Consider the following 24,699-nt stretch of genomic DNA (forward strand, 5'->3'; position numbering starts at 1 on the left):
CCACGGTACACAACCTACGGGACCGTAGGTTTGCGCCCATGATCGGGATGCTGAGCCCCGGCGCCGGAGGCGGCGAGCATTAGGCGTCGTCGAACGACAGGCTCGGCGTGGACACCGACGCCGGGCCGCCCGCCCACAACGTGCGGCACGCGGCGAGCGTGTCGTCGAGCAACGGTCCCCGGTCGGCGAAGTCCAGTCCGGCCGCCTCGTACTCCCTTTCCTGCCAACCGGTCCCGACCCCGAGATCGAGACGCCCACCCGAGATCAGGTCGAGCGTCGCGGCGGTCCTCGCCAGGACCGCGTCGCCGCGCAGGGCCGCGCAGGGCCGCGATCACGATCCCGGTGCCCAGACGCACCCGCTCGGTCTTGCGTTGGGGACGTCGAGACCGAGGGTGGGCTTGTCGACAGACACGATGAACCTTCCGGAGAATGAAAGGCAGGTCACGGGTTGCGCGGACGGTTGGTCCAGCCGCCCTCGGGCTTCGGGAACCAGCCGCCGGCCGCGAACGTGCCGCCGTCGACGTGCACGGTGGTGCCCGTCGTGTAGCGGCCCAGATCGGACGCCAGGAACAACGCGGCGCCGGCGACGTCGTCCGGCTGACCGGGGCCGCCCAGCGGCGCCCATGTCGGCCACTTCGCCCACTCCTCCTCCGACAGCCACTCGGTGTACGGGACCTGCACGGACTCGATCAGGTCGGGTGCGATCACGTTGACCCGGACACCGGACCGTCCGACCTCGACGGCCAGGCTGCGGCTGAACTGCGTGACGGCTGCCTTGTACGCCGCGTACACGGAATGCCCGGGGATGGCCCGATGCGCCTCGACGGTCGTGAGGCTGATGATCGAGCCGCCCCGGCCGCGCTCGGCCATGCCCGGCAGCACCGCATGGGTGAGCCGCAGGACGTGGTCGAGGTTGATCCCGCCGATCTCCGACCAGAACGCCGGCTCGGTCTCCGCGAAGGGACGCGGCGGACGCAGGAAGTGGCCGGCATTGTTCACCAGGACGTCGGGCGCGAACTCGACGATCTCGCCGGGGACCGTGGCGTCCAGGACGTCGTACTCGAGGACGTCGATCGCACCGCCCGCCGCGGTGTCGAACTCCAGCGCGCGAGCGGCATCGGCGTCGATGTCGACCACCAGGACGTGCGCGCCGTGGGCCGCGAAGGACCGCGCGATCGCGCCGCCGATCCCGTGGGAGCCGCCCGTGACGATCGCGCGCTTACCCGGGAGCAGTGCTCCGGGGCTGAACGCCGGGCGGGTGGGTGCAGGCTGTGACGACACGGTTCCTCCTAGGTCTGCGGATCGGACCCCTGGCCCGATGTCACATGCGTTCGGTCGGACTGAACGCATGTGACATTCAGCCATGATCCGTCGCTCGTCGATGGAGGCGCAGACGTTTTCCCGGTTAACGAGAAACGGCACGCGTGAGGGTTCTCATGTCCGCACGCGCGAGCCTGTCGGTAGCCTCGAATCGACTGACACACACTCGGAACGGGAGAACTCCACGATGCTGAACAAGACCGCCACCTCCGCTCTCGCCGCAGCCGGACTGGTCGGCGGATACGCCGTCGCGCGGCAGACCGGGAACCGTCAGCTGGGCGGCGCCGTGCTGGCCGCGGTCGGTGGCGTGTGCACCTACAACTGGGCCAAGAGCTCCGGTGCGGGCCGCGCCGCGGCGCTGCTGGGCACCTACGTCGGCGCATTCGGTGGCTCGCACCCGCTCGCCAAGAAGATCGGCGCGTGGCCGTCCGTCGGTGTCGTCGCCGCCGGCACCGCGATCGCGTCGCAGGTCGTCTCCAAGGGCTGAGCGATGATCCGCCTCGCCGAGCCCGCCGACCTGCCGCATCTCCCGGAGATCGACGTCGCGGCGGGCTCGGCGTTCCGCGACGTGGGGATGGACGCGATCGCCGACGACGATCCGCCCCCGCTCGCACTGTTCGAGACGCACTTCGCCGAGGGCCGCCTCTGGGTGTGGGCGGAGCACGCGCAGCGGCCGGTGGCGTTCTGCCTCGTCGACGTCGTCGACGGCAACGCGCACATCGAGCAGATCTCGGTGCACCCGAGCCACGCCCGGCGCGCCATCGGCGCGGCCCTGATCGATCACCTCGACGAGTGGGCGCGCGACCGCGGGCTTCCCGAGCTGACGCTCACCACGTTCGTCGACGTGCCGTGGAACGGCCCGTACTACCGGCGCCTCGGATTCACGGCGATCGCGGACGACGACCTGGGACCGGGCCTGCGTGCCGTCCTCGACGCGGAGTCCGAACGCGGCCTGGACCGTTGGCCCCGGATCGCCATGACCCGGCACGTGCCGATCGACCCGGGACCTACGACGCCGTCCAGCGCCCGGTCTTCGTGAACTCGTCGAGCACCGCCGCGGGACCGGTGAGGTCGATCCCCTCGGATGCGACCCAGGCGTCGTCGAAGTACGTGCCGGAGTAGCGTTCGCCGCCGTCGCACAGCAGCGTCACGACGCTGCCGCTGCGGCCGGCCGCGAGCATCTCGCCCACGAGGCCGAACGCACCACACAGGTTGGTTCCGGTGGAACCGCCCACCTTGCGGCCCAGCGTGTCGCTCGCGTGCCGCATCGCCGCGATGGAGCCGGCGTCGGGCACCTTGACCATGCGGTCGACGACCTGACCGATGAACGACGGTTCCACCCGCGGCCGCCCGATGCCCTCGATCCGGGAGCCCCGCTCCCCCGTGACAGTCGGATCGCCCGCCCGCCACGCGTCGAAGAACACCGAGTGTTCCGGGTCGACGACACACAGGCCGGTGTCGAGCTTGCGGTACCGCAGGAACCGGCCGATGGTCGCGCCCGTGCCGCCGGTGCCGGCGCCCACCACGATCCACTCGGGGATCGGATGATCCTCCTGCTGCAGCTGCGTGAAGATCGACTCGGCGATGTTGTTGTTGCCCCGCCAGTCGGTCGCACGCTCGGCGTGCGTGAACTGGTCCATGTAGTGCCCGCCGGTCTCGGCGGCCAGACGGTGCGACTCGTCGTAGATGCGCGACGGATCGGTGACGAAATGGCAGCGGCCGCCCTGCGCCTCGATCAGTGCGATCTTGGCGGGGCTGGTGCTCGCGGGCATCACGGCGACGAAGTCGAGGCCCAGCAGGTTCGCGAAGTACGCCTCGCTGACGGCCGTCGAGCCGGACGACGCCTCGATCACCGTGGTGTTCTCGGTGACCCAGCCGTTGCAGATCGAGTACAGGAACAGTGAGCGCGCCAGCCGATGCTTGAGGCTGCCGGTGATGTGCGTGGACTCGTCCTTGAGATACAGCTGCACGTTCCACGACGGCGGCAGCGGATAACGCAGCAGGTGGGTGTCGGCACTGCGCTGGGCGTCGGCCTCGATGAGGCGGACCGCATTGTCGACCCAGGCGCGGGAACCGCGACGGTCGAGGACGGTCGTCACTGCTTGCGGTCCTCGCCCCGCAGCTTCGCATGCAGGTCGGCCTTGTCGGCCCGGCGGCGCGCGTCGACCGAGGCGATGTCCTCGTTGACCCGCTTGCGCAGCTTCGAGAACAACACCAGCGACAACGGCAGCGCGATCAGGACGGCGAACAGCGCGGCCACGATCCACGGAACCTCGACGCCGATCAGCTTCCCGCCGAGGAGGATGACCGCCAGGAGGATCACGACCAGGCCGAGCCGGGCCACCGAGTAGAGGACGACGTCGCGGACAAGGTGACCCGTCGTCACGGTGGGGGCGGCGTCGGCGCCCTGTTCACTGGCCTTCTCGGGACGATTCTGCGCTGCATCACTCACGGTGCCAGCCTACCTATCGCCTGGTGGCGCGATTCCCCGGGAACGCCCTCGGAACCTGTCAGAACACCAGCGGGACGACACCGGGACCGAGGTTGTCGGTGGCACACTACTGGAACGCCCAGTAGACGCCGTCGAAGATGTTCGTTCCGACGTTGGGGCCGATGGCGTCGGCGAGCATGCATGCCCCCTCCTGACCCGGACCAGGCCACGGCCGACGGGGGTGTGGGACTGATTGGCGGTCAACCACCCGGGCACCTCGGCGTTCCGCCCCCGTAATCGGCTTCTGTCGGCCTCGGTGCGTCTGAGCAGACAGGCCCCACCCTAGGGGCCGTCCGCCCCCTTCGTACCGGGATTGCCGATTCCTGTGCACACCCCACAACACCCCAGCCCGAGTAGTCCGATTTGTCCATTACCTCCCCTTTACCAACTTTAGATCGTTCGAGTACCTGGGGGGTGTGGTGCCACGATGTCGGAGCCGGTAGACAAACGAACCGGTCCCGAATCCCCCGGCCGACCCCGACGGGTAGGCCCCGACAGTTGGAGGATCGATGAGCGCACCCACCTACAACGGCGCCAAGGAAGCCCTGCTGACCCCGGGCCAGGTCGCCGCACTGTTCCACGTCGACCCCAAGACCGTCACGCGTTGGGCGCACGCCGGCCGGCTCGGATCTCTGCGCACCCCCGGCGGACACCGGAGGTTCCGAGAGGCCGAGGTGCTGGCGCTCCTGACGTCGCTGACGACCGAGGCCCATCACTCGTAGAACGCACCGTCCGGCAGGTAGATACCCGGACGACCCGGACGCGGCTACCCTCGTAGCAGGAGGTGCACCGTGATCTACCTATTGGCGTTCATCGGCCTGATAACGCTCGCAGTCCTGTTCTGGAAGGCGTTCGGTCCGACCGCCACCACCGCCGCTCGAGATGGCGGCAGACCGGTTGGCAGGTCGGGCAGAGCAGTGGGACCTGACGACGACCCCGAGTTCCTGTGGCGGGTGGAGCGTGAGAACCACCGCCGACAGTCGGACCACCGTCCGGGCACAGACTCGCCCACCGACCCGGACAACTGACCGGGCCGGGCCCCGGCTGAAACCTGCTCGAGTCGCTCCGGAGCCCCGCCAAGGCCCCTCCGGAGCCCCGCCAAGGCCCCTCCGGAGCCCTCAGAGTCAGCGACCCGGTCCCCGGGAACCTGGGTTCCCCGGGAACGCAGAACGTCCGTCCCAGTGGGACGCAGAACCGAAAACGGTCGCCGTGCAGTGCACGGCGACCGTTTCGCGTTGCTGGGTCGAGCTTCCGGGTCGGGCCAGGTCAGGTCAGGCCGGCGTACGAGTGCAGGCCCGACACCACCATGTTGATGATGAAGAGGTTGAACAGCATCGCCACGAAACCGGCGACGTTGATCCAGGCTGCCTTGGTGTCCCGCCAGCCCGACGTCGCACGCGCGTGCAGGTACGCCGCGTAGATGACCCAGGCGATGAACGAGACCGTCTCCTTGGGGTCCCAGCCCCAGAACCGGCCCCATGCCGCCTCGGCCCAGATCGCACCCAGAATGATGCCGGCGCCGAACAGCGGGAAGGCGACGATCGTGGTCTTGTACGCGAGACGGTCGAGGGTCTCGGCGTCGGGCAGGCGCTGCGCGATCTTGCCGAATACGCCGTTCCCTTCCTCACCGCCGGGGAACTTCATGCGGTACAGGAACAGGATGCTGGCGATGCCGGAGACCATGAAGATGCCGCTGCCGACGCTGATGATCGTCACGTGGATCGGCAGCCAGAACGAGCGCAGCGCGGGAACGACCGGGGCCGCGTCGGCGTAGAGCACGGTCGCCGCGAGGAACATCAGGATCAGCACGGGCACCAGCAGGAACACCCACAGGTCCGCGGTCTTGCGCAAAGCCACGATGCCCGCGATGACCGCGGCGGCACACGCCATCGAGACGAATTCGTACATGTTGCCGAGCGGGAACCGCTCGGTGGCGAACCCGCGCAGCACGATCGACGCGAGGTGCAGCACGACGCCGACGACCAGCAGGGCGTAACCCATGCCCCCGAGCTTCTCCGACCAGGTCTTGCCGGACTGTTCGACGACGCGTCCGGGCACCTGCTCGCCCGCCGCGACGGTGCCGCCGCCGGCCGCCACGAGTTCGCGTTCCTGGACCACGCGGGCCCGCATCGAGGCGTAGCGCGCGATCAGCAGCACCGTCGCCAGGACGTAGATCGCAAACGCCGACTCGAACGACCAGTCGCTGTAGCGAGCGAGTGTCTCGTTGATCGTCATGAATTCATCTCCTGCGCGTCGCGCGCTCGTGTTGTCCGCGATGACGTGGCGTCACCCAGCAGTCGGGTGGTGAGCCGATCGAACTCGTCGCCCCATCCGGCCTGATCGGTCCGGGCAAGTCCGCCGAGCTCTACTACGGTACGTCGTTCACCCTCGCTCAATGTAGCCGACACGATGTCGGCATCCTTGGCGGGGACCGCTCCCGGGCCGGTCGCCGGGTAGATCCGGACCCAGATACGGCGCCGCCTGATCACCAGCGAGGTCAGCAGGCCGCCCATCATGACCAGCGCCGACACCAGCACCCACTGCTGCGCCGGGTCGTGCGAGACCTGCAGGTTCACGAAGTCGACCGCGCCGTCGAAGCGCACCTGCGTCCCGTCGGCGAGGGTCTTGCTCTCGCCGGGGAACAGGTTGACCCGTTCCTGCTTGACGAGCCGGCCCTGGTTGATCAACTCCTTGTTGAGCGAGAACAGGCTCTGCGGGAGGCCGGTGTCGAGGCCCGTGTCGCCCTTGTAGATGTCGATCGCGACGGCCGGGTCGTTCATCGCCGGGTAACTCGACGACAGCAGGTTGCCGTGGAACAGTGCGGTCGGCGCGAACAGGCCCTCGATCGCGATCTGGTTCTTCCGCCGATCGTCCTCGTTCGGGTACATGCCGCCGGGCGGGTCGAAGCGCATCGCACCACTCGACAGGAACGTCGTCGCGTCGTCCGGGCGCCACTGCAGCGTCTCGGTGCGGGTCTCCCCGTTGGGGAACGTCACGGTGAACGTGGGCGCGTAGCCGTGGCCCTGCAGGTACACACGGTCGCCGGCGATACGCAGCGGGTGGTTGACCTTGAGCTGACCGTCCTGCCACGTGTTCGACGTCAGATCGTCGCCCGCCTGGTACGAGATGTTCGACGTGAACATCTCGGCCTGACCGTTCTCGAGATAGTCGGCGGTGAAGTCCTTGACCTTGAGACACAGGGGCGTCAATCCCGTGCCGTCGACCTGTGCTCCTACCCGGAACGAGTCGAAGGCCGCGGGCGAGATCGTGCAGAAACTCTCGTCCCCTGTCGCCACCAGGATCCGATTTCCCTCGTAGTAGTACAGCTTGCCGACGGCGATCGAGATCAGCAGCGCGACGAGCGACAGGTGGAAGACGAGGTTGCCGGCCTCTCGGAGGAAGCCCTTCTCCGCGGACAACGTGATCTCGTCGGGGTGGTTGGCACGCGGACCCCCGACCCGTTGGATGACACGCCAGCCACGCAGCTGCTTGCGGACCCGCTCGGCGACGGCCTCGGGATCCTCGTCGACCGCCTCGATGTGGTGGTGCGGCAGCCGCGCGAGGTTGCGCGGCGCCGCGACGGGCTGCGCACGCAGCGCCTTCGCGTACTCGACACAACGCGGCACGATGCAGCCGACCAGCGAGATGAACAGCAACGCGTAGATCGCGGTGAACCAGAAACTGCCGAACACGTCGAACAGTTCGAGCTTGTCCATGATGGGCCCGAGCGTGGGCCGGGACGCGATGTACTCGTCGACCTTGCCCTCGTTGAGGCTGCGCTGCGGCAGCAAGGCTCCCGGGATCGCGGCGAGCGCGAGCAGGAACAACAGGACCAGCGCGGTCCGCATCGACGTCAGGCCGCGCCACGTGTTGCGGCCCAGCGCGACGATGCGGCCGGGCACGGACTGCCGGGGCGGGCGGGGTGTAGGAGCGTCGGCGGGCGTACCGCCGGCGTTCACTGTGTCTCGAACCGTCATATCGGCAGGGTCACCTCCGAGATAAATGCGTCACGGACCCAGCCGACGAACTGGTCCCACGCGCCGGTGACCAGTGCGAGGCCGACAGCCACCAACATGATTCCACCGATGATCTGAATAGTCCGGGTGTGCTCGCGCAGCCAGCCGACGCCGCGCAGTGCGCGGGCCGAGCCGAGCGCGACGATCACGAACGGTAGTCCGAGCCCCAGGCAGTACGCGACGATCAGCGCCACACCACGGACCGCGGTCGCCCCCTCGGTGCCGGAGGCGACCGAGATGACCCCGGCCAGCGTCGGGCCGAGGCAGGGCGTCCAGCCGAGCGCGAAGACCGCACCGAGCAGCGGAGCCCCCGCGAGGCTCGAGATGCGACGCGGGGCCATCCGAGTGTCCCGCTGCAGCGCCGGGACCAGGCCGATGAACACCAGGCCCATCGCGATGGTCACGACGCCGCCGACGCGCTGGAGCACCTGGCGGTTGAGTGCGAGCGCCTCGATCGCGCCGAACACCGACACCGTGGCCAGCACGAACACGACCGTGAATCCGGCGACGAACAGCCCGGCAGCGCCCGCGACCCGCAGACGCCCGTCCCGCAGCGTCTTCGTGCGGGTGCTCGCCTCGGAGGCCGAGACGGCGGGCGCGTCGGCCCCGACCACACCGGCCAGGTACGACAGGTAGCCGGGGACGAGCGGGACCACACACGGCGACGCGAACGACACCAGACCCGCGAGCAGGCACGCGCCGAGCGCGAGCAGCAGGGGGCCGGTCGCAGCCGCCGATTGGAAGCTCTCGCCGACGCTCGCGAGGACGACCGTGTCGGCCGTCATCCCTGGTCCTGCGGTTCCTGGGCGACCCGTTCGACCACCGGCTGCAGGTCCTCGACCAGCAGTTCCTTGAGGAAGACGGCGGCGACCCGGTGCTGACGGTCCAGCACGATGGTCGTCGGGACGACGCTGGTCGGGTAGTTCTTGCCGAGGGTGAACAGCGTGCGCATCTCGGGGTCGTAGATGGACGGGTAGCCCACGTTGTTGTTGACCACGAAGTCCTGCGCCTTGTCCTTGGTGTAGTCGCGCACGTTGATGCCGAGGAACTGGACGCCCTGGTCCTTGGTGTTCTCGTAGACCTTCTCGAGGTCGTCGGCCTCACCGCGGCACGGACCGCACCACTGGCCCCACACGTTGAGCACCACGACCTGCCCCTCGTAGTCGGACAACGAGGTGGTCTTGCCGTCGACCATCAGGTCCGGACCCGAGACGTTGCCGGCCTTGCCGCGTTCGGACGGGGTGTCGTAGAACAGCTCGGTCTGGCCGCCCGGCGAGACGAACACGAACGTGCCGCCCTGCGCGACGGCGTCGTCACCGGTGGCGCAGCCGGACAGTGCGGCGACGACGACCAGCGAACATGCCGCGGCCGCCAACCGCAGGGACGGAAACCTCATGCGCCTGTCACCCTCGGATCCGACGCGCCGGCCGGCTCGGAGTAGACGATGTCGACGAGGGTGTCGCCCTCGTAGACCAGCGACGTCAACGACGCCAGACCGCACTGACGGTGCCGGGGGTCGTGCCACAGCCGCTCGCCCTGCAGGAAGCGGCGCAGCGTCCACACCGGCAACTGGTGGCTGACGCACACGGCCTCGTGACCGACCGCGGCGACGCGGGCGGTGTTGACGGCCGCGAGCATGCGGTGCGCGATCTGCAGGTACGGCTCGCCCCACGACGGTGTGAACGGGTCGCGCAGCTTCCACCAGTGCCGGGGGCGGCGCAGCGCGCCGTCACCGACGGCCACCTTGAGGCCCTCGAAGTCGTTGGCCGCCTCGATGAGATTGGCATCGGTCGCGATCTGCAGGCCGTGCTTCTCCGCGATCGGACCGGCCGTCTCCTGCGCGCGCTGCAGCGGCGACGCGACGACGTGCGTGATGTCGTGGTCGGCGAGCGCCGACGCGACGGCGCGGGCCTGCGACTCACCGTTCTCCGACAGCCGGAAGTTCGGCAGGCGCCCGTAGAGGATGCCGCTGGGGTTGTGCACCTCACCGTGTCGCAGCACGTGGACGATGGTCCGGGTGTCGGAGTGGTCGGCGGCGATGGAGTTGTCAGCGCCGGTCGGGGCGTCGGTCACGGTGGTGGTCCCTGCGTTCGGTGGTCAGGCGGTGCTTCTGCGGTTCTGTTCTGCGGTCAGTGTCGGGCTGCGGCGGCGGCCCTGGCCGCGTGCGGTGCGGCGTCGGCGATCTTCGAGAAGGCGTCGTCGTCGAGCGCAGACGACACGAACCACGCCTCGAACGCGCTCGGCGGCGCGTAGATGCCGCGCGAGAGCAGGGCGTGGAAGAAGTCGGGGAACCGCCACGTGGCGCTGGCCTTGGCCTCGGCGTAGTTGGTGACGGGGTTCTCGCTGAAGAAGACGCTCACGAGCGTGCCCGCGTACTGGACGCGGTGCGCGACACCCTCCGCGGTGAGCGCGTCGCCCAGCAGCGTGCCCAGCGTCTGCGCGTTGCGCTCGAGCGCGGCGTACACGGCGTCGTCGGCGGCCTGCAGGTTCGCCAGGCCCGCCGCGACGGCAACGGGGTTACCGGAGAGCGTGCCGGCCTGGTAGACGGGGCCGGTCGGCGCGAGCTTGCTCATGACGTCGGCGCGGCCGCCGAACGCGGCGGCGGGCAGGCCACCGCTCATGACCTTGCCGAACGTGTAGAGGTCGCCGGCGACCCCCTCGAGGCCGAACCAACCGGAGCGGCTGACGCGAAAGCCCGTCATGACCTCGTCCATGATCAGCAGCGCGCCGTGCTCGGTGGTGAGCGCGCGCAGGCCCTCGTTGAAGCCGGGCAGCGGCGCGACGGCGCCCATGTTGCCGGCGGCGGCCTCGGTGATGACGCACGCGATCTCTCCGGGGTTCGCGGCGAACGCGGACCGGACGGCCTCGAGGTCGTTGTACGGCACCACGATGGTGTCCTCGGCCTGCGCGCCGGTGACACCGGGCGAGGTGGGCAGGCCGAACGTGGCCAGACCCGAGCCGGCGTCGGCGAGCAGCGCGTCGACGTGACCGTGGTAGCAGCCGGAGAACTTGATGATCTTGGAACGGCCGGTGAAGCCGCGGGCCAGACGCACCGCGCTCATCGTGGCCTCGGTGCCGGAGTTGACCAGGCGCACCCGCTCGACGGGCGCGACGCGGGAGACGATCTCCTCCGCGAGGGCGATCTCGCCCTCGGTGGGCGCACCGAACGACAGCCCGGTGGTGGCGGCCTTCCGCACGGCCTCGACGACGGCGGGGTGCGCGTGGCCGAGGATCATCGGGCCCCACGAACACACCAGGTCGACGTAGTTGTTGCCGTCCACGTCGGTGAGCGTGCAACCCTTCGCCTCGGCGATGAAGCGGGGGGCGCCGCCGACGGAGCCGAACGCGCGGACCGGGGAGTTGACCCCGCCGGGGATGACCAGGCTCGCCCGCTCGAAGAGCTGAGCGGAACGGGTATCGCGAAGGTCGGGTCCTGTGGAGGCAGCAGTCACGGATTCCAGTGTCCCAGTTCTGTCGAATTTGCCAACGACAGGGTGTAGGAGGTGGCCGGAATCACATCACCTCGGCGTGTCCATCCTTGCAGGTCCGGAGCAGGTCCGGCACACCGGAGTTCCCCGGCAGGACTCCGCGCACCGCATTACCGTCGGATCATGGCGACCACGGCGGAGTTTCTACGGGCAACCCTCGACGGACGGTGGGCGGAGGTGCGCGAGAAGGCCCGCGTCGACCTCTCCTCCGACGAGTTCCGGCCGCACTACACCCCCGACCTGGACCTGGCCCGCGCGAAGACGCTCGAGCAGTTGCGGGTGCTGGCGTCGGGCGGCTTCGTCGATCGCGGGTTCGGCGTCGAGGTCGGTGCCGGCTCCGATCCCGGCGCGGCGGTGACCGCGATCGAGATGCTCGCGATGTCGGACCTGTCGCTGATGGTGAAGGCGGGCGTGCAGTGGGGCCTGTTCGGCGGTGCGATCGAGAACCTCGGCACCGACCGCCACCACGCCGAATACCTGCGGCCGATGATCGACCTCGAACTCCTCGGCTGCTTCGCGATGACGGAGACCGGCCACGGCAGCGACGTGCAGGAACTCGAGACCACCGCGACATACGACCCGGCGTCCGACGAGTTCGTCGTCCACTCCCCCACCCCGTCGGCGCGCAAGGACTACATCGGCGGCGCCGCACAGCACGCCCGGATGGCCGCGGTGTTCGCGCAGTTGGTGGTCGGCGACCGGTCGCACGGCGTGCACTGCCTGCTGGTGCCGATCCGCGACGCCGACGGCAACGATCTGCCCGGCGTCACGACGTCAGACTGCGGTTACAAGGGTGGACTGCCCGGAGTCGACAACGGCCGCATCGTGTTCGACCACGTGCGTGTGCCGCGGACGAACCTGTTGAACCGGTACGGCTCGGTGGACGCCGACGGCGTGTACTCGTCGCCGATCGAGAACAAGAACCGCCGCTTCTTCACCATGCTCGGAACGCTGGTGCGCGGACGCGTCACCGTCGGCGGGTCCGCGGCCGCCGCCGCCCGCGTCGCGCTGACGATCGCCACCCGATACGCGCTGCAGCGCAGACAGTTCAGCGCGCCCAGCGGGGACGAGGGCACCCCGGATCCCGAGGTGCTGATCATGGACTACCTGGTCCACCAGCAGCGCCTGCTGCCCCACATCGCCCGCGCGTACGCGCTGGGCTTCGCGCAGAACGAACTCGTCACCACGATGCACGACATCCAGACCTCCGACGAGATCGATCCCAGCGGACAACGCGAACTCGAGTCCCGCGCCGCCGGACTCAAGGCCGCCAACACGTGGCACGCGACGCGCGCGATCCAGGAGTGCCGTGAGGCGTGCGGCGGCGCCGGCTATCTCGCCGAGAACCGGCTCACGGCGCTCAAGGCCGACACCGACGTGTTCACCACGTTCGAGGGCGACAACACCGTGCTGACTCAGTTGGTCGCGAAGGAGCTGCTCACCAAGTACGCCGACGAGGTCCGCGGCATGAGTCCTGTCGAGTGGATGGCGTTCGCCGCCAACGCCTTCGGTGACGCGGTCCGCACCCGCACCGCGGCGCAGCAGATCATCCAGACCATCCTCGACACCCGGCAGGACAACGAGGAGGACGGCAGCCTGTTCAACCGCGGCACCCAGCTGACGATGTTCGAGGACCGCGAGGAGTACCTTCTCTCCACCGCCGCCCGCCGCCTGCAGGGAGCACGCAAGCGCGAGGACGATCCGTTCGACGCCTTCAATTTCGTGCAGGACCACGTCCTGCACGCCGCCCGCGCGCACATCGACCGGGTGGTACTCGAGGCGTTCATCGCGGGCATCGACGCGTGCGAGGACGAGACGGCCCGGGACCTGCTCAGCGACCTCTGCGACCTGTACGCGCTCACCGTGATCGATGAGGACAAGGCGTGGTTCATGGAACACCGCCACCTGTCCGTCGAGCGCGCCAAGGCCGTGCGGCGCGGCATCAACGAGCGCTGCCGCACGCTGCGCCCCCACGCCGCGACCCTCGTCGAGGGTCTCGGTGTGCCGGACGCGCTCGCGGGTGCTGCGATGCTGGACGGCGGACGTCAGTAAGTCCCCGGCCACGCGCCCACCACCGCGGTGGCGTCGAGTTCGTCGGAGTGGACGATCCGCGCGAGTAGTCCTGCGCGCGTGAAGATGTCGACCGTCGTGGGCGCCTGGCGGACACTGGTCTCGACCAGCAGACGACTGCCGGGGCGCAGCCATCGCGGCGCCTCGGCGGCCACCGCCCGCTGGAAGTCGAGGCCGTCGGGGCCGCCGTCGAGGGCCGCGCGCGGTTCGTGGTCGCGGGCCTCGGGCGGCATCAGCGCGATGGCTCCGCTCGGCACGTACGGGACGTTCGCGACCACGACGTCGACGAGTCCGAGCAGGGTGTCGGGCAGGGCGTCGAACAGGTCGCCCTCATACACGTGCCCGCCGATCGGTTCGACGTTGCGCCGCGCGCACCGGACCGCGGCAGGGTCGACGTCGGCGGCATGCAGTTCGATGCCCGGGGCTTCACCGGCGAGGGCGACACCCAACGCACCGGACCCGCAGCACAGATCGACCACGACATCGTCCGGCCGCAGGAGGGTGGCGGCCTGCCGGACGAGCAGCTCGCTGCGCCGTCGCGGCACGAACACACCGGCGCCGACTTCTATTCGCACACCGCAGAACTCGGCCCAGCCGAGGACATGTTCGAGGGGTAGCCCCGCGACCCGGCGCTCGACCATCGCCGACAGCCTGTCGGGGGTGGAGGCCGCGGCGATCAGCAGGTGCGCCTCGTCCTCCGCGAAGACGCAGCCGGCGGCGCGCAGAGTGGTGACGATCGACGGAAGTGCGAAGGGTGAGCCGGAATTCTCGGGAGATCGCACGACGAGCCTTTCGGGATACCGAAGGGGCTCTCGCGGCCGGCTGGGGCGGACTAGTCCGCGCGACCCCGAGGCGGGAGCACCCTGCCTGCAAGAGCGGTAATGGGTCTCACCTCCTCGGTCTGCATTCCCAATCGATCACGAACACCGCGACACTACCGCGGATCGGCGCGGTAGTCCCTAGGATTATCCGATGCCGAAATGGTTCGAGTTGTCTGCGTGCGACGAGACCTTTCTGGAGACGGCACCGTTCGTACGGCGCTTCTCGGTCCCGCTGCCGGTCTCCGCGGAAACGGCGTGGGCCGAACTGACCCGCGACAACACCCTCTCCTGGTGCACGTTCATCGCGGGGTCTCGCTTTCTCACCCCACGCCCTTTCGGGGCGGGTACCCGGCGCGAACTGTCGATGCGTCCGTCCGCGGTGAAGGCCACCGAGGAGTACTTCCGCTGGGAGGAAGTCCCGGGCCTCCGGTACCGGAACACCTTCTACGTCAGCGGGTTCACCGTGCCGGGCATTCGCCGTTTCGCCGAGGACACCCTCGTCGAACCGCGCGCGTCGGGGTCGCGACTCACCTGGACGTTCGCGATCGAGCCGGGCCCCGCGCTGCGTGTGCCGCTGCGACTCGGCGCGCCGGCGGTCACCGCCGGACTGCGCCGCGTCGTGGCCGAGAGCGAGACGCATCTCGGACGTATCGCCTCCGGCTGACCAACGAACGCCGACACGGCTCGCGCGACAGACCTCATTCCACGGACGGCGTCACGCGGAGGACCGCGTCGCCGGAGCCGTTGTCGGTGGTGATCAGCAGGCTGCCGTCGGGCATCGACGTCGCCGATCGCAGCCGTCCGTACCGACCGGCCAACGCCGTCGACGTATCGATGACGCCGGTGCCGTCAGCGGACAGTTTCAGCAACACCAACTTCTCGCCTTGCTGGCTCGTGACAGCCAGCGCGCCGTCCCAGTCACCCCACCCGGCACCCGACACGAAGGTCCCTCCCGGTGTCGCGATGGTGGGGGCGCCCGAACTCCACACAGCCGCCACGGCACCCGGTACGCGGACGGGATCGGTCATCGGAACGCTCTCGTCGTAGATGTCCGATCGCCGGTCGGGGCGGTAACCGTAGTTGTTCCCGGCGGCGAGCAGGTTCACCTCGTCGTCCCGACTCGTGCCCTGCTCGATGTCGTAGATCCTGCCGCTGCCCGGCCGCAGCGCCAATCCCTGCACATTGCGGTGCCCGAGGGTGAACACCGGGCTGTTCGGATCCGGATTGCCGACGGCGGGCGAGCCGTCACGATCAACGTGCAACACTTTGCCGCCCAACGAATTCCGATCCTGCGACACTGTCGGCCGCGCGGAGTCACCGGTCCCGATGTACAGCGTGCCGTCGGGATGCGCGAGGATGCGGCAACCACCGTGGCGTCCGTTGTCGCCCACCGGCATCCCGGTCACGACGTCGCCGGTGCGGGTCATCATGGTCCACCCCGGATCGACCGTCCACGACACGACGCGGATGTCGTTGTTCTCGCCGCCGCGGTGTCCCTGGCACGTGTAGAGCGTGCGATTGGCCGCGAAGTCCCGGTCGAGCGCGATGCCCATCAGCCCGGTCTCGCCTCGGGCGTACAGATCGGAAAGATCCGCGGTCACCTCTCCGACGCTGTCGTCGGACCGTTTCACGACGAATCGGCCGGCGCGCTCACCGGTGAGCACCGCGCCGTCGGGCGCAACGACCACATCCCACGGATTGGCGAGGTCCTCCATCACGGTGGTGACGGCGAGATCAGGAAACGGCGCGGCAGGTTCTTCGGGTCGCGCGCATGCCGTCGGCACGGCGCCCAGTCCGATGACCGCCGCCACCAGGACGGCTCCCGATCCCGAGAGCGGTTTACGCACGCGTGCCCGCTAGCCCGCGGTCGTGAGCGCGAACACCGGATGGTCGACGGGATCGGGCAGTTTCTCCCAGCAGCCCTGCACCGTCTTGCCCGCCTTCACGCGGTAGGCCGCGATGATGGGTTCCCGGTCGCCGACGGGGACCTCGGTGGCGGTGAAGTGCGCGGTATGACCGCGTCGGCTCACGTCCACCTCCGGGGTGGCGCGGAGATTGCGCACCCACTCCGATTCGCCGCGGGTGGAGACCAGGTACCGCACCCCGTCGACGTCGACGGGGACGACGGGAACCGAGCGGGGTTCGTGACTGCGCCGGCCGGTGACGGTGATCTTCTCGGTGCCGCTGACGCCGGTCGCGAGGGCGATACGGTTGAACACCTCGCGGACCAGCAGCGGCGGTTTCAGGTATGCCATAACCGAAGTATGAGCGCCCCGGGCGCTCATGTCACCGACAAAGATGCCACGGTGCGGGCCGACCTCGCGGGTAGCTTCGAACGAACGGGACATTTCGAGGGGGATCGATGACGGCGTGGGTGCAGGTTCTGGTGACGATGGCCGACGGACCCAGCGCGCCGATCCGGGGCGTGATCCGGAAGATGCCCGACGCACCCGAGCGGGTCAGGATCTTCACAGCCGGCGACCGCATGCCGATGATCGTCGGGGTCGGCGGCGGCGATGTGCGAATCTGGCGCGACCGCTCCAAGGTCCGAGTCGAGACCCTCGACGGACAGCCCCTGTTCATCACCGACGGCACCACTGTCTGGCAGTTCGAGCAACCCGGCGAGCCGCCACTGGAGGGCAGTGCCGGACGCGTCCGCTACCTCGGCACGGGCAGCGACCTGCTGTTCAGCCGGCCTGCGCAGGATTGGGTGGGCAGCGACTACACCCGACCCGCTGGGCCCATCGGCACCACCGAGTTTCTCGGAAGACGCTGCTGGACAGTTGATCTGGCTCCGGGACGGTACAAGGAGGGGTTGCTGAGAATGGTCGTCGACGCCGAGACCGGCGCGGTGCTCGCGCAGGGCAACGACGCCGTCGGCTCGAACGTGTCGTACGTCGAACTCTCCGTCGGCGAACCCGTCGATCCGGACCTCTTCACGTGGTCCGGCCCCGTGTGCACTTTCGAGGATCGACAGCGCGAGTACGCGGCGGAGCGCGAGGCCGAGCGTTCGAGCCGGACGGAGTGGTTCCGCAACAACGTGACCGACCGACCGTTGACCGCCCGCGTGCTCGTCGACCTGAGTGTCGTGGAGACGCACGCAGTGGACCCGGAGACCGGGGCATTCGAGGCATCCCTCGACGGCGGGCTCGCGACCGGAATACTGGCGCGACGACCCCGTTCGGATCAGCCGTGGAACCTCCGCTGGCAGGGCACCATTCATCGCTGGTCGACCGACAAGTTCGACTGGGCCGTAGTCCTGCACCGGGCTGAACTCGACCCCGACGCCCTCACAGCGTTGCAGGCCACGCTGCATCCCGGCGAAACCGCGATCAACGACACCACCTACTGAACTACCGCGGCAACCGCAAGGATCAGCGAAAGCGCCGCAGCCGCAGGCTGTTCCCCACCACGAACAGCGACGACAACGCCATGGCGGCGCCCGCGATCATCGGGTTGAGCAGTCCCGTCGCCGCCAGCGGTATGGCCGCGACGTTGTACGCGAACGCCCAGAACAGGTTTCCCTTGATGGTCGCCAGGGTGCGGCGGGACAGTCGGATCGCGTCGGGCACCGATCGCAGGTCGCCGCGGACCAGGGTCAGGTCGCTCGCCTCGATGGCGGCATCGGTGCCGGTGCCCATCGCGATGCCGACGTCGGCGGTCGCGAGCGCGGCCGCGTCGTTGACGCCGTCGCCCACCATCGCGACGGCGCCCTCCTCCCGCAGGCGCGCGATGGTGTCGGCCTTCTGGTCCGGGAGCACCTCCGCGATCACCCGGTCGATACCGACCTCGCGGGCGACGGCGGTAGCGACGGCCTGGGCGTCGCCGGTGAGCAGCACCGGGGTCATTCCGAGCGCCCGAATCTCCCCGATCGCCTCGGCGCTGGTCGACTTCACGGCGTCCGCCACGGCCACCGCGCCGCGCACCTTGTCGTCCCACGAGACGATCACCGAGGTCCGGCCCTCCGGCAGCAGTCCCCGCAGCTGGACGGGCATCGGCCCCTGCACCCGGCCCACGCGCACCGCGTGCCCGTCCACGACACCCTCGACGCCGATGCCCGGGCGGTTGACGAATCCGGTCACCGGTAGCGGCCGCGGTACTGCGCGCACGATCGCCCGCGCCACGGGATGTTCCGACCCGGACTCCACCGCGGCGGCCAGCGCCAGGACCCGGTCACGGTCCTCGCCGTCCACGGCGACGACGTCGTCGAGTTCCATCTGCCCGGTGGTGACGGTGCCGGTCTTGTCCAGCACGACGGTCTCGATGCGCCGGGTCTGTTCGAGCACCTCGGGGCCCTTGATGAGGATGCCCAGTTGCGCACCCCGGCCCGTCCCGACGAGCAGCGCCGTCGGTGTGGCCAGCCCGAGAGCGCACGGGCACGCGACGATCAGCACGGCCACGGCCGCGGTGAAGGCCTCGGTGACCGGCTGCCCCAGCAGCAGCCACACCGCGAGCGTGACGGCGGCGATCACCAGCACGACGGGCACGAACACCGCCGAGACGCGGTCCGCGAGCCGCTGCGCGTGCGCCTTGCCGCTCTGTGCCTCGGTCACGAGCTCGGCGATGTGCGCCAATTGCGTGTCGGCGCCCACTCGTTCGGCTCGGACCGTCAGCAGCCGGTCCGTGTTGAGGGTGCCCCCGACCACGGCGTCACCTGCACCCACCTCCACCGGAACCGACTCGCCCGTGAGCATCGACGTGTCCACCGCGGAGGCGCCGTCGACGACGCGTCCGTCGGTGGCGATCTTCTCCCCCGGGCGCACCACGAACTCGTCACCGACGTGCAACGCGGCGACGGGGATTCGCTGTTCGACACCGTCGCGGAGCACCGAGACGTCCTTGGCGCCCACCTCGAGCAGCGCCCGCAGCGCGGCCCCGGAGCGGCGTTTGGCGCGGGACTCGGCGTACCGGCCGGCGAGCAGGAACGTGGTGACCCCGGCCGCGACCTCGAGATAGATCTGCCCCGAGGTGTCGTGCGCGCCGGGGCGCAGCGTGAACTCGTGGGTCATCCCGATGTGTCCGGCGGTGCCGAACACCAGTGCCCACAGCGACCACCCGTAGGCGGCGAGTGTGCCCAGCGAGACGAGGGTGTCCATCGTCGACATGCCGTGCCGGGCCGTGACGACCGCGGCGCGGTGGAACGGGTAGCCGCACCAGAAGACGACGATCGTGGTGAGCACCAGCGCCACCCACTGCCAGTAGTCGAACTGCAGCGTCGGGATCATCGACACCAGCACGACCGGCACCGACGCGATGATCGCGACGATCAGCCGCGCACCGAGCAGATCCCGCGTCTCGTCGGCGGACGGCACCGGACGGGCCACCGCGGCGGTGTATCCGGTCTTCTCGACGACGTCGATCAGATCCTGCGTCGGCACCGACTCCGGGAACCGGATGCGGGCCTGTTCGGTGGCGTAGTTGACGGTCGCGCTGACGCCGTCGAGCTTGCCGAGCTTGCGTTCGATCCGGGCTGCGCACGACGCGCAGGTCATTCCGCCGATGTCGAGGTCGATGGTGCGCAGCCCGATGGTGGTCACTGGACCAGCTCGTAGCCTGCCTCGGATACCGCGGCGGCGACGGCAATGGTGTCCATGGGGGAATCACTGCGGACCACGACCCTGCCGGACGCGACGTCGACGTCGACCTCCGTGACCCCGGACAGCTCGCTGATCTCCTCGGCGACCGCGGCTGCGCAGTGCTGGCAGGTCATGCCCTTGACGATGTAGGTGTGCTCCATATTCACAGACCTCCTGTTCTCGTCGATCGCACTCCCGCTAGGACTTCACCAGGCGTGCGATCGCGTCGGACGCTTCCTTGACCTTGGCATCAGCCTCCGGTCCGCCCTTCTTGGCCGCCTCGACGACGCAGCCCGCGAGATGCGCCTCGAGCAACTTGAGCGAGACCGACTGCAGCGCGGACGTGGCCGCGGACACCTGGGTGAGCACGTCGATGCAGTAGCGGTCGTCCGCGATCATGCGCGAGATGCCCTGCACCTGGCCCTCGATGCGCCGCAGACGCTTGAGCAGGTCCTCCTGCTGCGGGCTGTATCCGTTCATACTCGTCATGATACCCCCTGCGGGTACCCGGCGGAGCGGCGTCGGCGTCGGATGTCGAGCGCCAGCAGGCCCGCGACGAGCGTCGACGCGAACGCCGCCGTGATCCACGCGCCGTGATAGTCGACGGACGTGAACGACGGCGCCCCGGGCGCGACCGGTTCGAACACGTGAGTGCTCACCCCACGAACCGCGCACCACACCGTGAGCAGGAGCGCCGCGACGACCCCCGCCGCCTCGCTCACCAGTACCACCGGACGCGTCACACCGACCTCCCCTGCACCTGCGCGACGGCCTCCGTCAGAGCCTCCCGCAGACCGTCGTCGTCGCGCGCCCACGCCTGCGCGAAGGAGCCGTCACGCAGGAGCAGCCCGATGGGCCGCCGGCGCCGCGGCACCCCGGACAGCTCACCGAGACTGCGCGCGCTCTCCCAGCGCTGTGGTTCGTCGGCGTACGGATCGGCCTCGGGCAGGACCTCCTCGATCTCGTCGAGCGGCACTTCCTCCGCCCCTTGCCGGAGCGCCGTCTCGGTCAACAGCACGCTCACGTGCCGACGGGCGGCCGCGACCTGCACGTAGACGATGCCGGCGAGGATCAACGCGAACAGCGTCAACGCGAACCAGTGCACCACCGGACCGGTGAACAACTCGATCACCAGCGCGATCACGCAGAAGACGGGACCGTACGAGACGGCGCGCCAGCGAGCGCCGGGCTCGTAGAACAGCGCACCCTCGGGACTGTCCGGCCCGTTCGCCTCCGGCTCAGCCGGCCCGTCCGCCACCGGCTCAGCCGGCCCGTTCGTCACGGAACCACTCACGTGCACCCTCCCGATACACCAGAACGCTTGCCAGCAGCAGCAACAGCGGAATGACCAGCAGCAGCGGCGCGATCACCCCGACCGCCGACAGGGCGATCGTCGCCAGCGCGAACACCGACGAGAGCGCCACGACGGCGGTCCGCAGGCCCCGGTTTCCGGCACGCACCGGCGCGGCCAGGAACCCGATCACGAGGCCGAAGATCAGCGACGCCGCACCGACACCGCGCAGCAGCCACACGAACGTATCGGCATCGGCCCCGAGTTGCCCGCGGATCGCGTCGGCGGACGTCGTCAGGGCGAGCAGCCCGAACAGCACCATCGCCGCGGCGCACAGCACCCAGATCCAGTAGGCAACGGAGACCACGCGCGGGGTCGACTCACTCACACCCTCATCCTGCGGCATGGATCGACCCGACACGAGCGGAGGGCCCGCGTCAGCGCGCAGGCGGCAGGTTCAGGAAGTACTCGTTGGATTCCTTGCGGTGCATCAGCACGATCGCACCGATCGCCGCGACCGCCTGGAGGATCCCGGCGCCGCCCATGATCAGCGCCGCGGTTCCGGTGCCGGCCGTGATGCCGAAGATCGTGGGAATGGCGGAGAACACCGTGAACACGCCGATCATCGTGAGCAGCATGCGCGCCCAGTTCTTGCCCTTGCGCATCTTGAAGGCGAACAGTGCCAGCAGACCGGTGAGCACGATGCTCAGGAACACACCGGTGCCGATGATCGCGAAGACGAAGAGCTGTTCGACGTCCGCACGCGACATCACGGTGTCCGACTGCTTGGCCAGTTCGTCGACGACCTGGTCGACGAACGAGTCCCGGTCCCCGTACGCGAAGGCCAGCGCCGACACGAGATACACGATCCCGAGCGCCGCCACCACGAACCACAACTGGAACGCCGTGATCACGTCCGCCGGAACCGGCTTCTTTCCGTCCTGCTGCTGCACGGGAGGCATCGGCGCCGGGTACTGCGGGGTGCCCGGCCACGGGTCCGGCGGCCCCGGCTGCCCGGTCATCCGAGCCATCCCGCGGCCTCGGCAGCCCAGTAGGTGAGGACGATGTCGGCGCCCGCGCGGCGAATGCTCAGCAGGGACTCGAGGACCGCGGCGTCGCGGTCGATCCAGCCGTTCTGGGCGGCGGCGGTGATCATCGCGTACTCGCCCGAGATCTGGTAGGCCGCAACCGGCACGGTGGAGCGGTCCGCGACCTCGCGCAGCACATCGAGGTACGACATCGCCGGCTTGACCATCACCAGGTCGGCGCCCTCGGCGAGGTCGAGGTCCACCTCGAGCCGCGACTCGCGGCGGTTCGCCGGATCCTGCTGGTACGTGCGGCGGTCGCCCTCGAGCGACGAGCCGACGGCCTCCCGGAACGGTCCGTAGAACGCGGACGCGTACTTCGCCGAGTACGCGAGCTGACCGACGTCGACGTGTCCGGCGGCGTCGAGACCCTCGCGGATCGCGGCGACCTGGCCGTCCATCATCCCGCTCGGGCCGAGCAGGTGCGCGCCGGCCTCGGCCTGCGCGACCGCCATGTCGACGTACCGCGCGAGCGTCGCGTCGTTGTCGACGTGGCCGTCCGCCGTCAGCACACCGCAGTGGCCGTGGTCGGTGAACTCGTCCAGGCACGTGTCGGCCATGAGCACGGTCGAGTCACCGAGTTCGGCCTTCAGAGCTGCCAGGCCCCGGTTGAGGATGCCGTCCGGGTCGGTGGCACCCGATCCGTCGGCGTCCTTGTCCTCCGCCCGCGGGACGCCGAAGAGCATCACCCCGCCCACGCCGGCCGCCACCGCGTCGGTGGCGGCACCGCGCAGCGAGTCCAGCGTGTGCTGGACGACGCCCGGCATCGACGAGATCGGTCGCGGCTCGTCGATGCCGTCGGCGACGAACATCGGAAGCACGAGATGCCGTGGCTCGAGCGATGTCTCGGCGACCAGACGCCGTAGCGCGGGGGTACCACGCAGTCGGCGCGGGCGGCGGGCGGGAAAGTCACCGTCTCGGCGGGTGGGAAACACGGGTGCAGCTTCTCCTGTACCGGAAGGGGTCAGCGGCGGGCGCGGGACTTCTTGCGCGGCGGAGGCAGCGCACCCTCGGCACGCAGCCGGGCCGCGTGCTCGGCGAGCGCCTCGACCAGCGGACCCATCTGTGCCGTCTCCGGCTGGACGTCGACGCGCAGACCGAACTCGATCGCGGTCTCGGCCGTCTTGGGTCCGATGCACGCGACGATCGTGCGGGCGTGCGGCTTGCCGGCGATGCCGACGAGGTTGCGCACGGTCGACGACGACGTGAAGCACACCGCGTCGAAGCCACCCGTCTTGATCATCTCGCGAGTCTCGGCCGGCGGCGGCGCGGCCCGCACGGTGCGGTACGCGGTGACGTCGTCGATCTCCCAGCCACGCTCACGCAGGCCCTCGGCGAGGGTCTCGGTGGCGATGTCGGCACGCGGCAGCAGCACGCGGTTGACCGGGTCGAACACCTCGTCGTACGGCGGGAAGTCGGCCAGCAGGCCCTCGCTGGACTGCTCACCCGACGGCACCAGCTCGGGGGTGATGCCGAACGAGCGCACCTTCTCGGCGGTGGCCTCACCGACGCACGCGATCTTCACGCCGGAGAACGCGCGGGCGTCCAGACCGAACGCCTCGAACTTCTCCCACACCGCGCGCACCGCGTTGGTGGAGGTGAACACCACCCACTGGTAGCGGCCGTCGACCAGACCCTTGACGGAACGCTCCATCTGGGCGGGGCTGCGGGGCGGCTCGACCGCGATGGTCGGAACCTCGATCGGGATCGCACCGTGCGTGACGAGGCGATCGCTCATGTCGGCGGCCTGCTCCTTGGTGCGCGGCACCAGGACGGTCCAGCCGTACAGGGCGCGCGACTCCCACCACGACATCTTGTTGCGCTGCGAGACGACCTTGCCGACTGTGACGATCAGCGGGCCCACCAGCTCGGACCCGGCGTCGTTGAGGGTCGCGAGCGTGGCCTCGACGGTGCGCTGCTGGCGGGTGGTGCCGCGCACGGTGATCGCGGCCGGGGTCTGCGGGGCCAGACCGTGCTCGACGAGCGCGCTCGCGGTCTCGGCGAGGTGCGCGGCACTCGCGTGCAGCACCAGCGGGCCGGGGGCCGCGGCCAGCGCCGCCCAGTCGACCTCACCGCGCACGTCGGCCTCGGTGTGGGCGGAGCCCAGCGCCATGCCGGCGTAGCTCGGCACCGCGGAGCCCGACGGCAGGCCGGGCAGCACCTCGAACACCACCTGGGTGCGCGCGACAGCCGAGACCTCGGCGATCACGGAATCGGTGGTCAGCGGATCACCCGAGACGAGACGGACCACGTCGTGGCCGTTCTTGGCCTCGGCGACCAGCGTCTTGGCCACCTCGGCGGGCTCGCCGAGTGCGGGCCGGACCTCGGCGATCGGCTCGTCGGTCTCGGGGTCGCGACCGAGCGCGGTACCGACCAGCGCGGTCACGCCCTTGTCGACGTCGGGATCGGTGAACGCCAGCGCCGCCGACGCGAGAACGTCGCGCGCCCGGACGGTGAGCAGCGCCGGATCACCGGGTCCCGATCCCACAAAGAGGATTCGCCCGGGACTGTTCTTACGGACTCGGCTCATCGGTAGTTCTC

The 24,699-nt window shown here is 69.7% G+C and carries 28 protein-coding genes and 1 pseudogene; 7 read left to right on the plus strand and 22 right to left on the minus strand.

What is annotated here, in order from left to right:
- Positions 1 to 175: 175 nt before the first annotated feature.
- Positions 176 to 313: pseudogene (locus HUN07_RS27540) on the minus strand (LLM class flavin-dependent oxidoreductase); the annotation flags it as partial.
- A 128-nt stretch (positions 314 to 441) separates the two neighbouring features.
- Positions 442 to 1,281, minus strand: a complete 840-nt coding sequence (locus tag HUN07_RS21325; RefSeq protein ID WP_114718726.1) for an SDR family NAD(P)-dependent oxidoreductase — start codon at positions 1,279 to 1,281, stop codon at positions 442 to 444.
- Positions 1,282 to 1,507: 226 nt separating this feature from the next.
- Between HUN07_RS21325 and HUN07_RS21330 the strand changes: the two genes are divergently transcribed.
- Positions 1,508 to 1,807: a hypothetical protein gene (locus HUN07_RS21330; protein WP_114718725.1), complete on the plus strand. Its 300-nt coding sequence runs from the start codon at positions 1,508 to 1,510 to the stop codon at positions 1,805 to 1,807.
- 3 nt (positions 1,808 to 1,810) lie between these two features.
- Complete coding sequence (locus HUN07_RS21335; RefSeq protein ID WP_174912586.1) at positions 1,811 to 2,359, plus strand: GNAT family N-acetyltransferase; 549 nt, start codon at positions 1,811 to 1,813, stop codon at positions 2,357 to 2,359.
- On the opposite strand, the gene HUN07_RS21340 is transcribed toward HUN07_RS21335, so the two are convergent.
- A complete protein-coding gene (locus HUN07_RS21340; protein WP_174912588.1) occupies positions 2,328 to 3,419 on the minus strand; it encodes a PLP-dependent cysteine synthase family protein in 1,092 nt (363 codons plus the stop codon). The genes HUN07_RS21335 and HUN07_RS21340 overlap by 32 nt on opposite strands.
- The gene (locus HUN07_RS21345) at positions 3,416 to 3,772 is read right to left on the minus strand and encodes a DUF4229 domain-containing protein (protein WP_114718722.1); all 357 of its coding nucleotides are present in this window, start codon (positions 3,770 to 3,772) and stop codon (positions 3,416 to 3,418) included. The genes HUN07_RS21340 and HUN07_RS21345 overlap by 4 nt, the downstream gene beginning before the upstream one ends.
- Before the next feature lie 548 nt (positions 3,773 to 4,320).
- Here HUN07_RS21345 and HUN07_RS21350 point away from each other — a divergent pair.
- Both HUN07_RS21350 and HUN07_RS21355 read left to right on the plus strand, forming a co-directional pair.
- A complete protein-coding gene (locus HUN07_RS21350) occupies positions 4,321 to 4,533 on the plus strand; it encodes a BldC family transcriptional regulator (protein WP_114718721.1) in 213 nt (70 codons plus the stop codon).
- A gap of 69 nt (positions 4,534 to 4,602) precedes the next feature.
- On the plus strand, positions 4,603 to 4,839 hold the full coding sequence (locus HUN07_RS21355; protein ID WP_174912591.1) for a hypothetical protein: 237 nt from the start codon (positions 4,603 to 4,605) through the stop codon (positions 4,837 to 4,839).
- Between the two features lie 238 nt (positions 4,840 to 5,077).
- Here the strand turns inward: HUN07_RS21355 and ccsB are convergent, their stop codons facing one another.
- From ccsB to hemL, 6 genes are read right to left on the minus strand one after another with little or no spacing between them, the layout of a single operon-like run.
- On the minus strand, positions 5,078 to 6,046 hold the full coding sequence (gene ccsB, locus HUN07_RS21360; protein WP_114718719.1) for a c-type cytochrome biogenesis protein CcsB: 969 nt from the start codon (positions 6,044 to 6,046) through the stop codon (positions 5,078 to 5,080).
- Positions 6,043 to 7,788, minus strand: coding sequence for a cytochrome c biogenesis protein ResB (resB, locus tag HUN07_RS21365; RefSeq protein WP_174912594.1), 1,746 nt, complete (start codon positions 7,786 to 7,788; stop codon positions 6,043 to 6,045). The genes ccsB and resB overlap by 4 nt, the downstream gene beginning before the upstream one ends.
- Positions 7,785 to 8,612 carry a cytochrome c biogenesis CcdA family protein gene (locus HUN07_RS21370; protein WP_114718717.1) on the minus strand — a complete coding sequence of 276 codons (828 nt, stop codon included), beginning with the start codon at positions 8,610 to 8,612 and terminating at the stop codon, positions 7,785 to 7,787. Before HUN07_RS21370 ends, resB begins: the two co-directional genes overlap by 4 nt.
- Entirely contained in the window at positions 8,609 to 9,223 is a 615-nt protein-coding gene (locus HUN07_RS21375; protein WP_174912597.1) for a TlpA disulfide reductase family protein, read from the minus strand. The genes HUN07_RS21370 and HUN07_RS21375 overlap by 4 nt, the downstream gene beginning before the upstream one ends.
- Positions 9,220 to 9,900 (minus strand): histidine phosphatase family protein, encoded by a 681-nt coding sequence (locus tag HUN07_RS21380; RefSeq protein WP_254622624.1) that lies wholly within the window; start codon positions 9,898 to 9,900, stop codon positions 9,220 to 9,222. The genes HUN07_RS21375 and HUN07_RS21380 overlap by 4 nt, the downstream gene beginning before the upstream one ends.
- Before the next feature lie 56 nt (positions 9,901 to 9,956).
- The gene (gene hemL / locus HUN07_RS21385; RefSeq protein WP_174912600.1) at positions 9,957 to 11,279 is read right to left on the minus strand and encodes a glutamate-1-semialdehyde 2,1-aminomutase; all 1,323 of its coding nucleotides are present in this window, start codon (positions 11,277 to 11,279) and stop codon (positions 9,957 to 9,959) included.
- 159 nt (positions 11,280 to 11,438) lie between these two features.
- Here hemL and HUN07_RS21390 point away from each other — a divergent pair, with 159 nt between their 5' ends.
- Positions 11,439 to 13,367 (plus strand): acyl-CoA dehydrogenase family protein, encoded by a 1,929-nt coding sequence (locus HUN07_RS21390; protein WP_174912603.1) that lies wholly within the window; start codon positions 11,439 to 11,441, stop codon positions 13,365 to 13,367.
- Here HUN07_RS21390 and HUN07_RS21395 read toward each other — a convergent pair.
- Entirely contained in the window at positions 13,361 to 14,167 is an 807-nt protein-coding gene (locus tag HUN07_RS21395) for a putative protein N(5)-glutamine methyltransferase (protein WP_174912606.1), read from the minus strand. The genes HUN07_RS21390 and HUN07_RS21395 overlap by 7 nt on opposite strands.
- 190 nt (positions 14,168 to 14,357) lie before the next feature.
- Between HUN07_RS21395 and HUN07_RS21400 the strand changes: the two genes are divergently transcribed.
- The gene (locus tag HUN07_RS21400) at positions 14,358 to 14,870 is read left to right on the plus strand and encodes an SRPBCC family protein (RefSeq protein WP_174912607.1); all 513 of its coding nucleotides are present in this window, start codon (positions 14,358 to 14,360) and stop codon (positions 14,868 to 14,870) included.
- A gap of 34 nt (positions 14,871 to 14,904) precedes the next feature.
- Here the strand turns inward: HUN07_RS21400 and HUN07_RS21405 are convergent, their stop codons facing one another.
- Together HUN07_RS21405 and HUN07_RS21410 are read right to left on the minus strand one after the other, a co-directional pair.
- Complete coding sequence (locus HUN07_RS21405; RefSeq protein ID WP_441346783.1) at positions 14,905 to 16,053, minus strand: PQQ-dependent sugar dehydrogenase; 1,149 nt, start codon at positions 16,051 to 16,053, stop codon at positions 14,905 to 14,907.
- Positions 16,054 to 16,062: 9 nt separating this feature from the next.
- A complete protein-coding gene (locus HUN07_RS21410) occupies positions 16,063 to 16,461 on the minus strand; it encodes a nitroreductase family deazaflavin-dependent oxidoreductase (protein ID WP_174912610.1) in 399 nt (132 codons plus the stop codon).
- 107 nt (positions 16,462 to 16,568) lie between these two features.
- On the opposite strand from HUN07_RS21410, the gene HUN07_RS21415 reads away from it, so the two are divergent.
- Positions 16,569 to 17,558 carry a LolA family protein gene (locus HUN07_RS21415; RefSeq protein WP_174912613.1) on the plus strand — a complete coding sequence of 330 codons (990 nt, stop codon included), beginning with the start codon at positions 16,569 to 16,571 and terminating at the stop codon, positions 17,556 to 17,558.
- A gap of 22 nt (positions 17,559 to 17,580) precedes the next feature.
- Here HUN07_RS21415 and HUN07_RS21420 read toward each other — a convergent pair whose 3' ends face one another.
- The 9 genes from HUN07_RS21420 to HUN07_RS21460 are packed head-to-tail and all read right to left on the minus strand — an operon-like array spanning position 17,581 to position 24,688.
- Positions 17,581 to 19,743 carry a heavy metal translocating P-type ATPase gene (locus HUN07_RS21420; protein ID WP_302675462.1) on the minus strand — a complete coding sequence of 721 codons (2,163 nt, stop codon included), beginning with the start codon at positions 19,741 to 19,743 and terminating at the stop codon, positions 17,581 to 17,583.
- Positions 19,740 to 19,943: a heavy-metal-associated domain-containing protein gene (locus tag HUN07_RS21425; RefSeq protein ID WP_114718708.1), complete on the minus strand. Its 204-nt coding sequence runs from the start codon at positions 19,941 to 19,943 to the stop codon at positions 19,740 to 19,742. Before HUN07_RS21425 ends, HUN07_RS21420 begins: the two co-directional genes overlap by 4 nt.
- 37 nt (positions 19,944 to 19,980) lie before the next feature.
- Positions 19,981 to 20,262, minus strand: coding sequence for a metal-sensitive transcriptional regulator (locus tag HUN07_RS21430; RefSeq protein ID WP_031940195.1), 282 nt, complete (start codon positions 20,260 to 20,262; stop codon positions 19,981 to 19,983).
- 5 nt (positions 20,263 to 20,267) lie between these two features.
- Positions 20,268 to 20,525, minus strand: coding sequence for a hypothetical protein (locus HUN07_RS21435; RefSeq protein WP_174912615.1), 258 nt, complete (start codon positions 20,523 to 20,525; stop codon positions 20,268 to 20,270).
- Complete coding sequence (locus HUN07_RS21440; protein WP_441346834.1) at positions 20,522 to 21,040, minus strand: hypothetical protein; 519 nt, start codon at positions 21,038 to 21,040, stop codon at positions 20,522 to 20,524. The genes HUN07_RS21435 and HUN07_RS21440 overlap by 4 nt, the downstream gene beginning before the upstream one ends.
- A gap of 4 nt (positions 21,041 to 21,044) precedes the next feature.
- Positions 21,045 to 21,461 (minus strand): hypothetical protein, encoded by a 417-nt coding sequence (locus HUN07_RS21445; protein ID WP_114718967.1) that lies wholly within the window; start codon positions 21,459 to 21,461, stop codon positions 21,045 to 21,047.
- A gap of 49 nt (positions 21,462 to 21,510) precedes the next feature.
- Complete coding sequence (locus HUN07_RS21450; RefSeq protein WP_254622625.1) at positions 21,511 to 22,095, minus strand: hypothetical protein; 585 nt, start codon at positions 22,093 to 22,095, stop codon at positions 21,511 to 21,513.
- A complete protein-coding gene (gene hemB / locus HUN07_RS21455; RefSeq protein ID WP_174912618.1) occupies positions 22,092 to 23,093 on the minus strand; it encodes a porphobilinogen synthase in 1,002 nt (333 codons plus the stop codon). Before hemB ends, HUN07_RS21450 begins: the two co-directional genes overlap by 4 nt.
- Positions 23,094 to 23,122: 29 nt before the next feature.
- Complete coding sequence (locus tag HUN07_RS21460) at positions 23,123 to 24,688, minus strand: uroporphyrinogen-III synthase (protein WP_114718705.1); 1,566 nt, start codon at positions 24,686 to 24,688, stop codon at positions 23,123 to 23,125.
- Positions 24,689 to 24,699 lie beyond the last annotated feature (11 nt).

The organism is Rhodococcus sp. W8901, assembly GCF_013348805.1.
Lineage (GTDB): Bacteria > Actinomycetota > Actinomycetes > Mycobacteriales > Mycobacteriaceae > Prescottella.

Excerpts from the sequence above, each read along its gene's own strand:
- HUN07_RS21330 (WP_114718725.1), top strand. The coding sequence starts at position 1,508 with ATGCTGAACAAGACCGCCACCTCCGCTCTCGCCGCAGCCGGACTGGTC.
- HUN07_RS21335 (WP_174912586.1), top strand. The coding sequence starts at position 1,811 with ATGATCCGCCTCGCCGAGCCCGCCGACCTGCCGCATCTCCCGGAGATC.
- HUN07_RS21350 (WP_114718721.1), top strand. The coding sequence starts at position 4,321 with ATGAGCGCACCCACCTACAACGGCGCCAAGGAAGCCCTGCTGACCCCG.
- ccsB (WP_114718719.1), bottom strand. The coding sequence starts at position 6,046 with ATGACGATCAACGAGACACTCGCTCGCTACAGCGACTGGTCGTTCGAG.
- resB (WP_174912594.1), bottom strand. The coding sequence starts at position 7,788 with ATGACGGTTCGAGACACAGTGAACGCCGGCGGTACGCCCGCCGACGCT.
- HUN07_RS21370 (WP_114718717.1), bottom strand. The coding sequence starts at position 8,612 with ATGACGGCCGACACGGTCGTCCTCGCGAGCGTCGGCGAGAGCTTCCAA.
- HUN07_RS21375 (WP_174912597.1), bottom strand. The coding sequence starts at position 9,223 with ATGAGGTTTCCGTCCCTGCGGTTGGCGGCCGCGGCATGTTCGCTGGTC.
- HUN07_RS21390 (WP_174912603.1), top strand. The coding sequence starts at position 11,439 with ATGGCGACCACGGCGGAGTTTCTACGGGCAACCCTCGACGGACGGTGG.
- HUN07_RS21400 (WP_174912607.1), top strand. The coding sequence starts at position 14,358 with ATGCCGAAATGGTTCGAGTTGTCTGCGTGCGACGAGACCTTTCTGGAG.
- HUN07_RS21410 (WP_174912610.1), bottom strand. The coding sequence starts at position 16,461 with ATGGCATACCTGAAACCGCCGCTGCTGGTCCGCGAGGTGTTCAACCGT.
- HUN07_RS21415 (WP_174912613.1), top strand. The coding sequence starts at position 16,569 with ATGACGGCGTGGGTGCAGGTTCTGGTGACGATGGCCGACGGACCCAGC.
- HUN07_RS21425 (WP_114718708.1), bottom strand. The coding sequence starts at position 19,943 with ATGGAGCACACCTACATCGTCAAGGGCATGACCTGCCAGCACTGCGCA.
- HUN07_RS21430 (WP_031940195.1), bottom strand. The coding sequence starts at position 20,262 with ATGAACGGATACAGCCCGCAGCAGGAGGACCTGCTCAAGCGTCTGCGG.
- HUN07_RS21450 (WP_254622625.1), bottom strand. The coding sequence starts at position 22,095 with ATGACCGGGCAGCCGGGGCCGCCGGACCCGTGGCCGGGCACCCCGCAG.
- HUN07_RS21460 (WP_114718705.1), bottom strand. The coding sequence starts at position 24,688 with ATGAGCCGAGTCCGTAAGAACAGTCCCGGGCGAATCCTCTTTGTGGGA.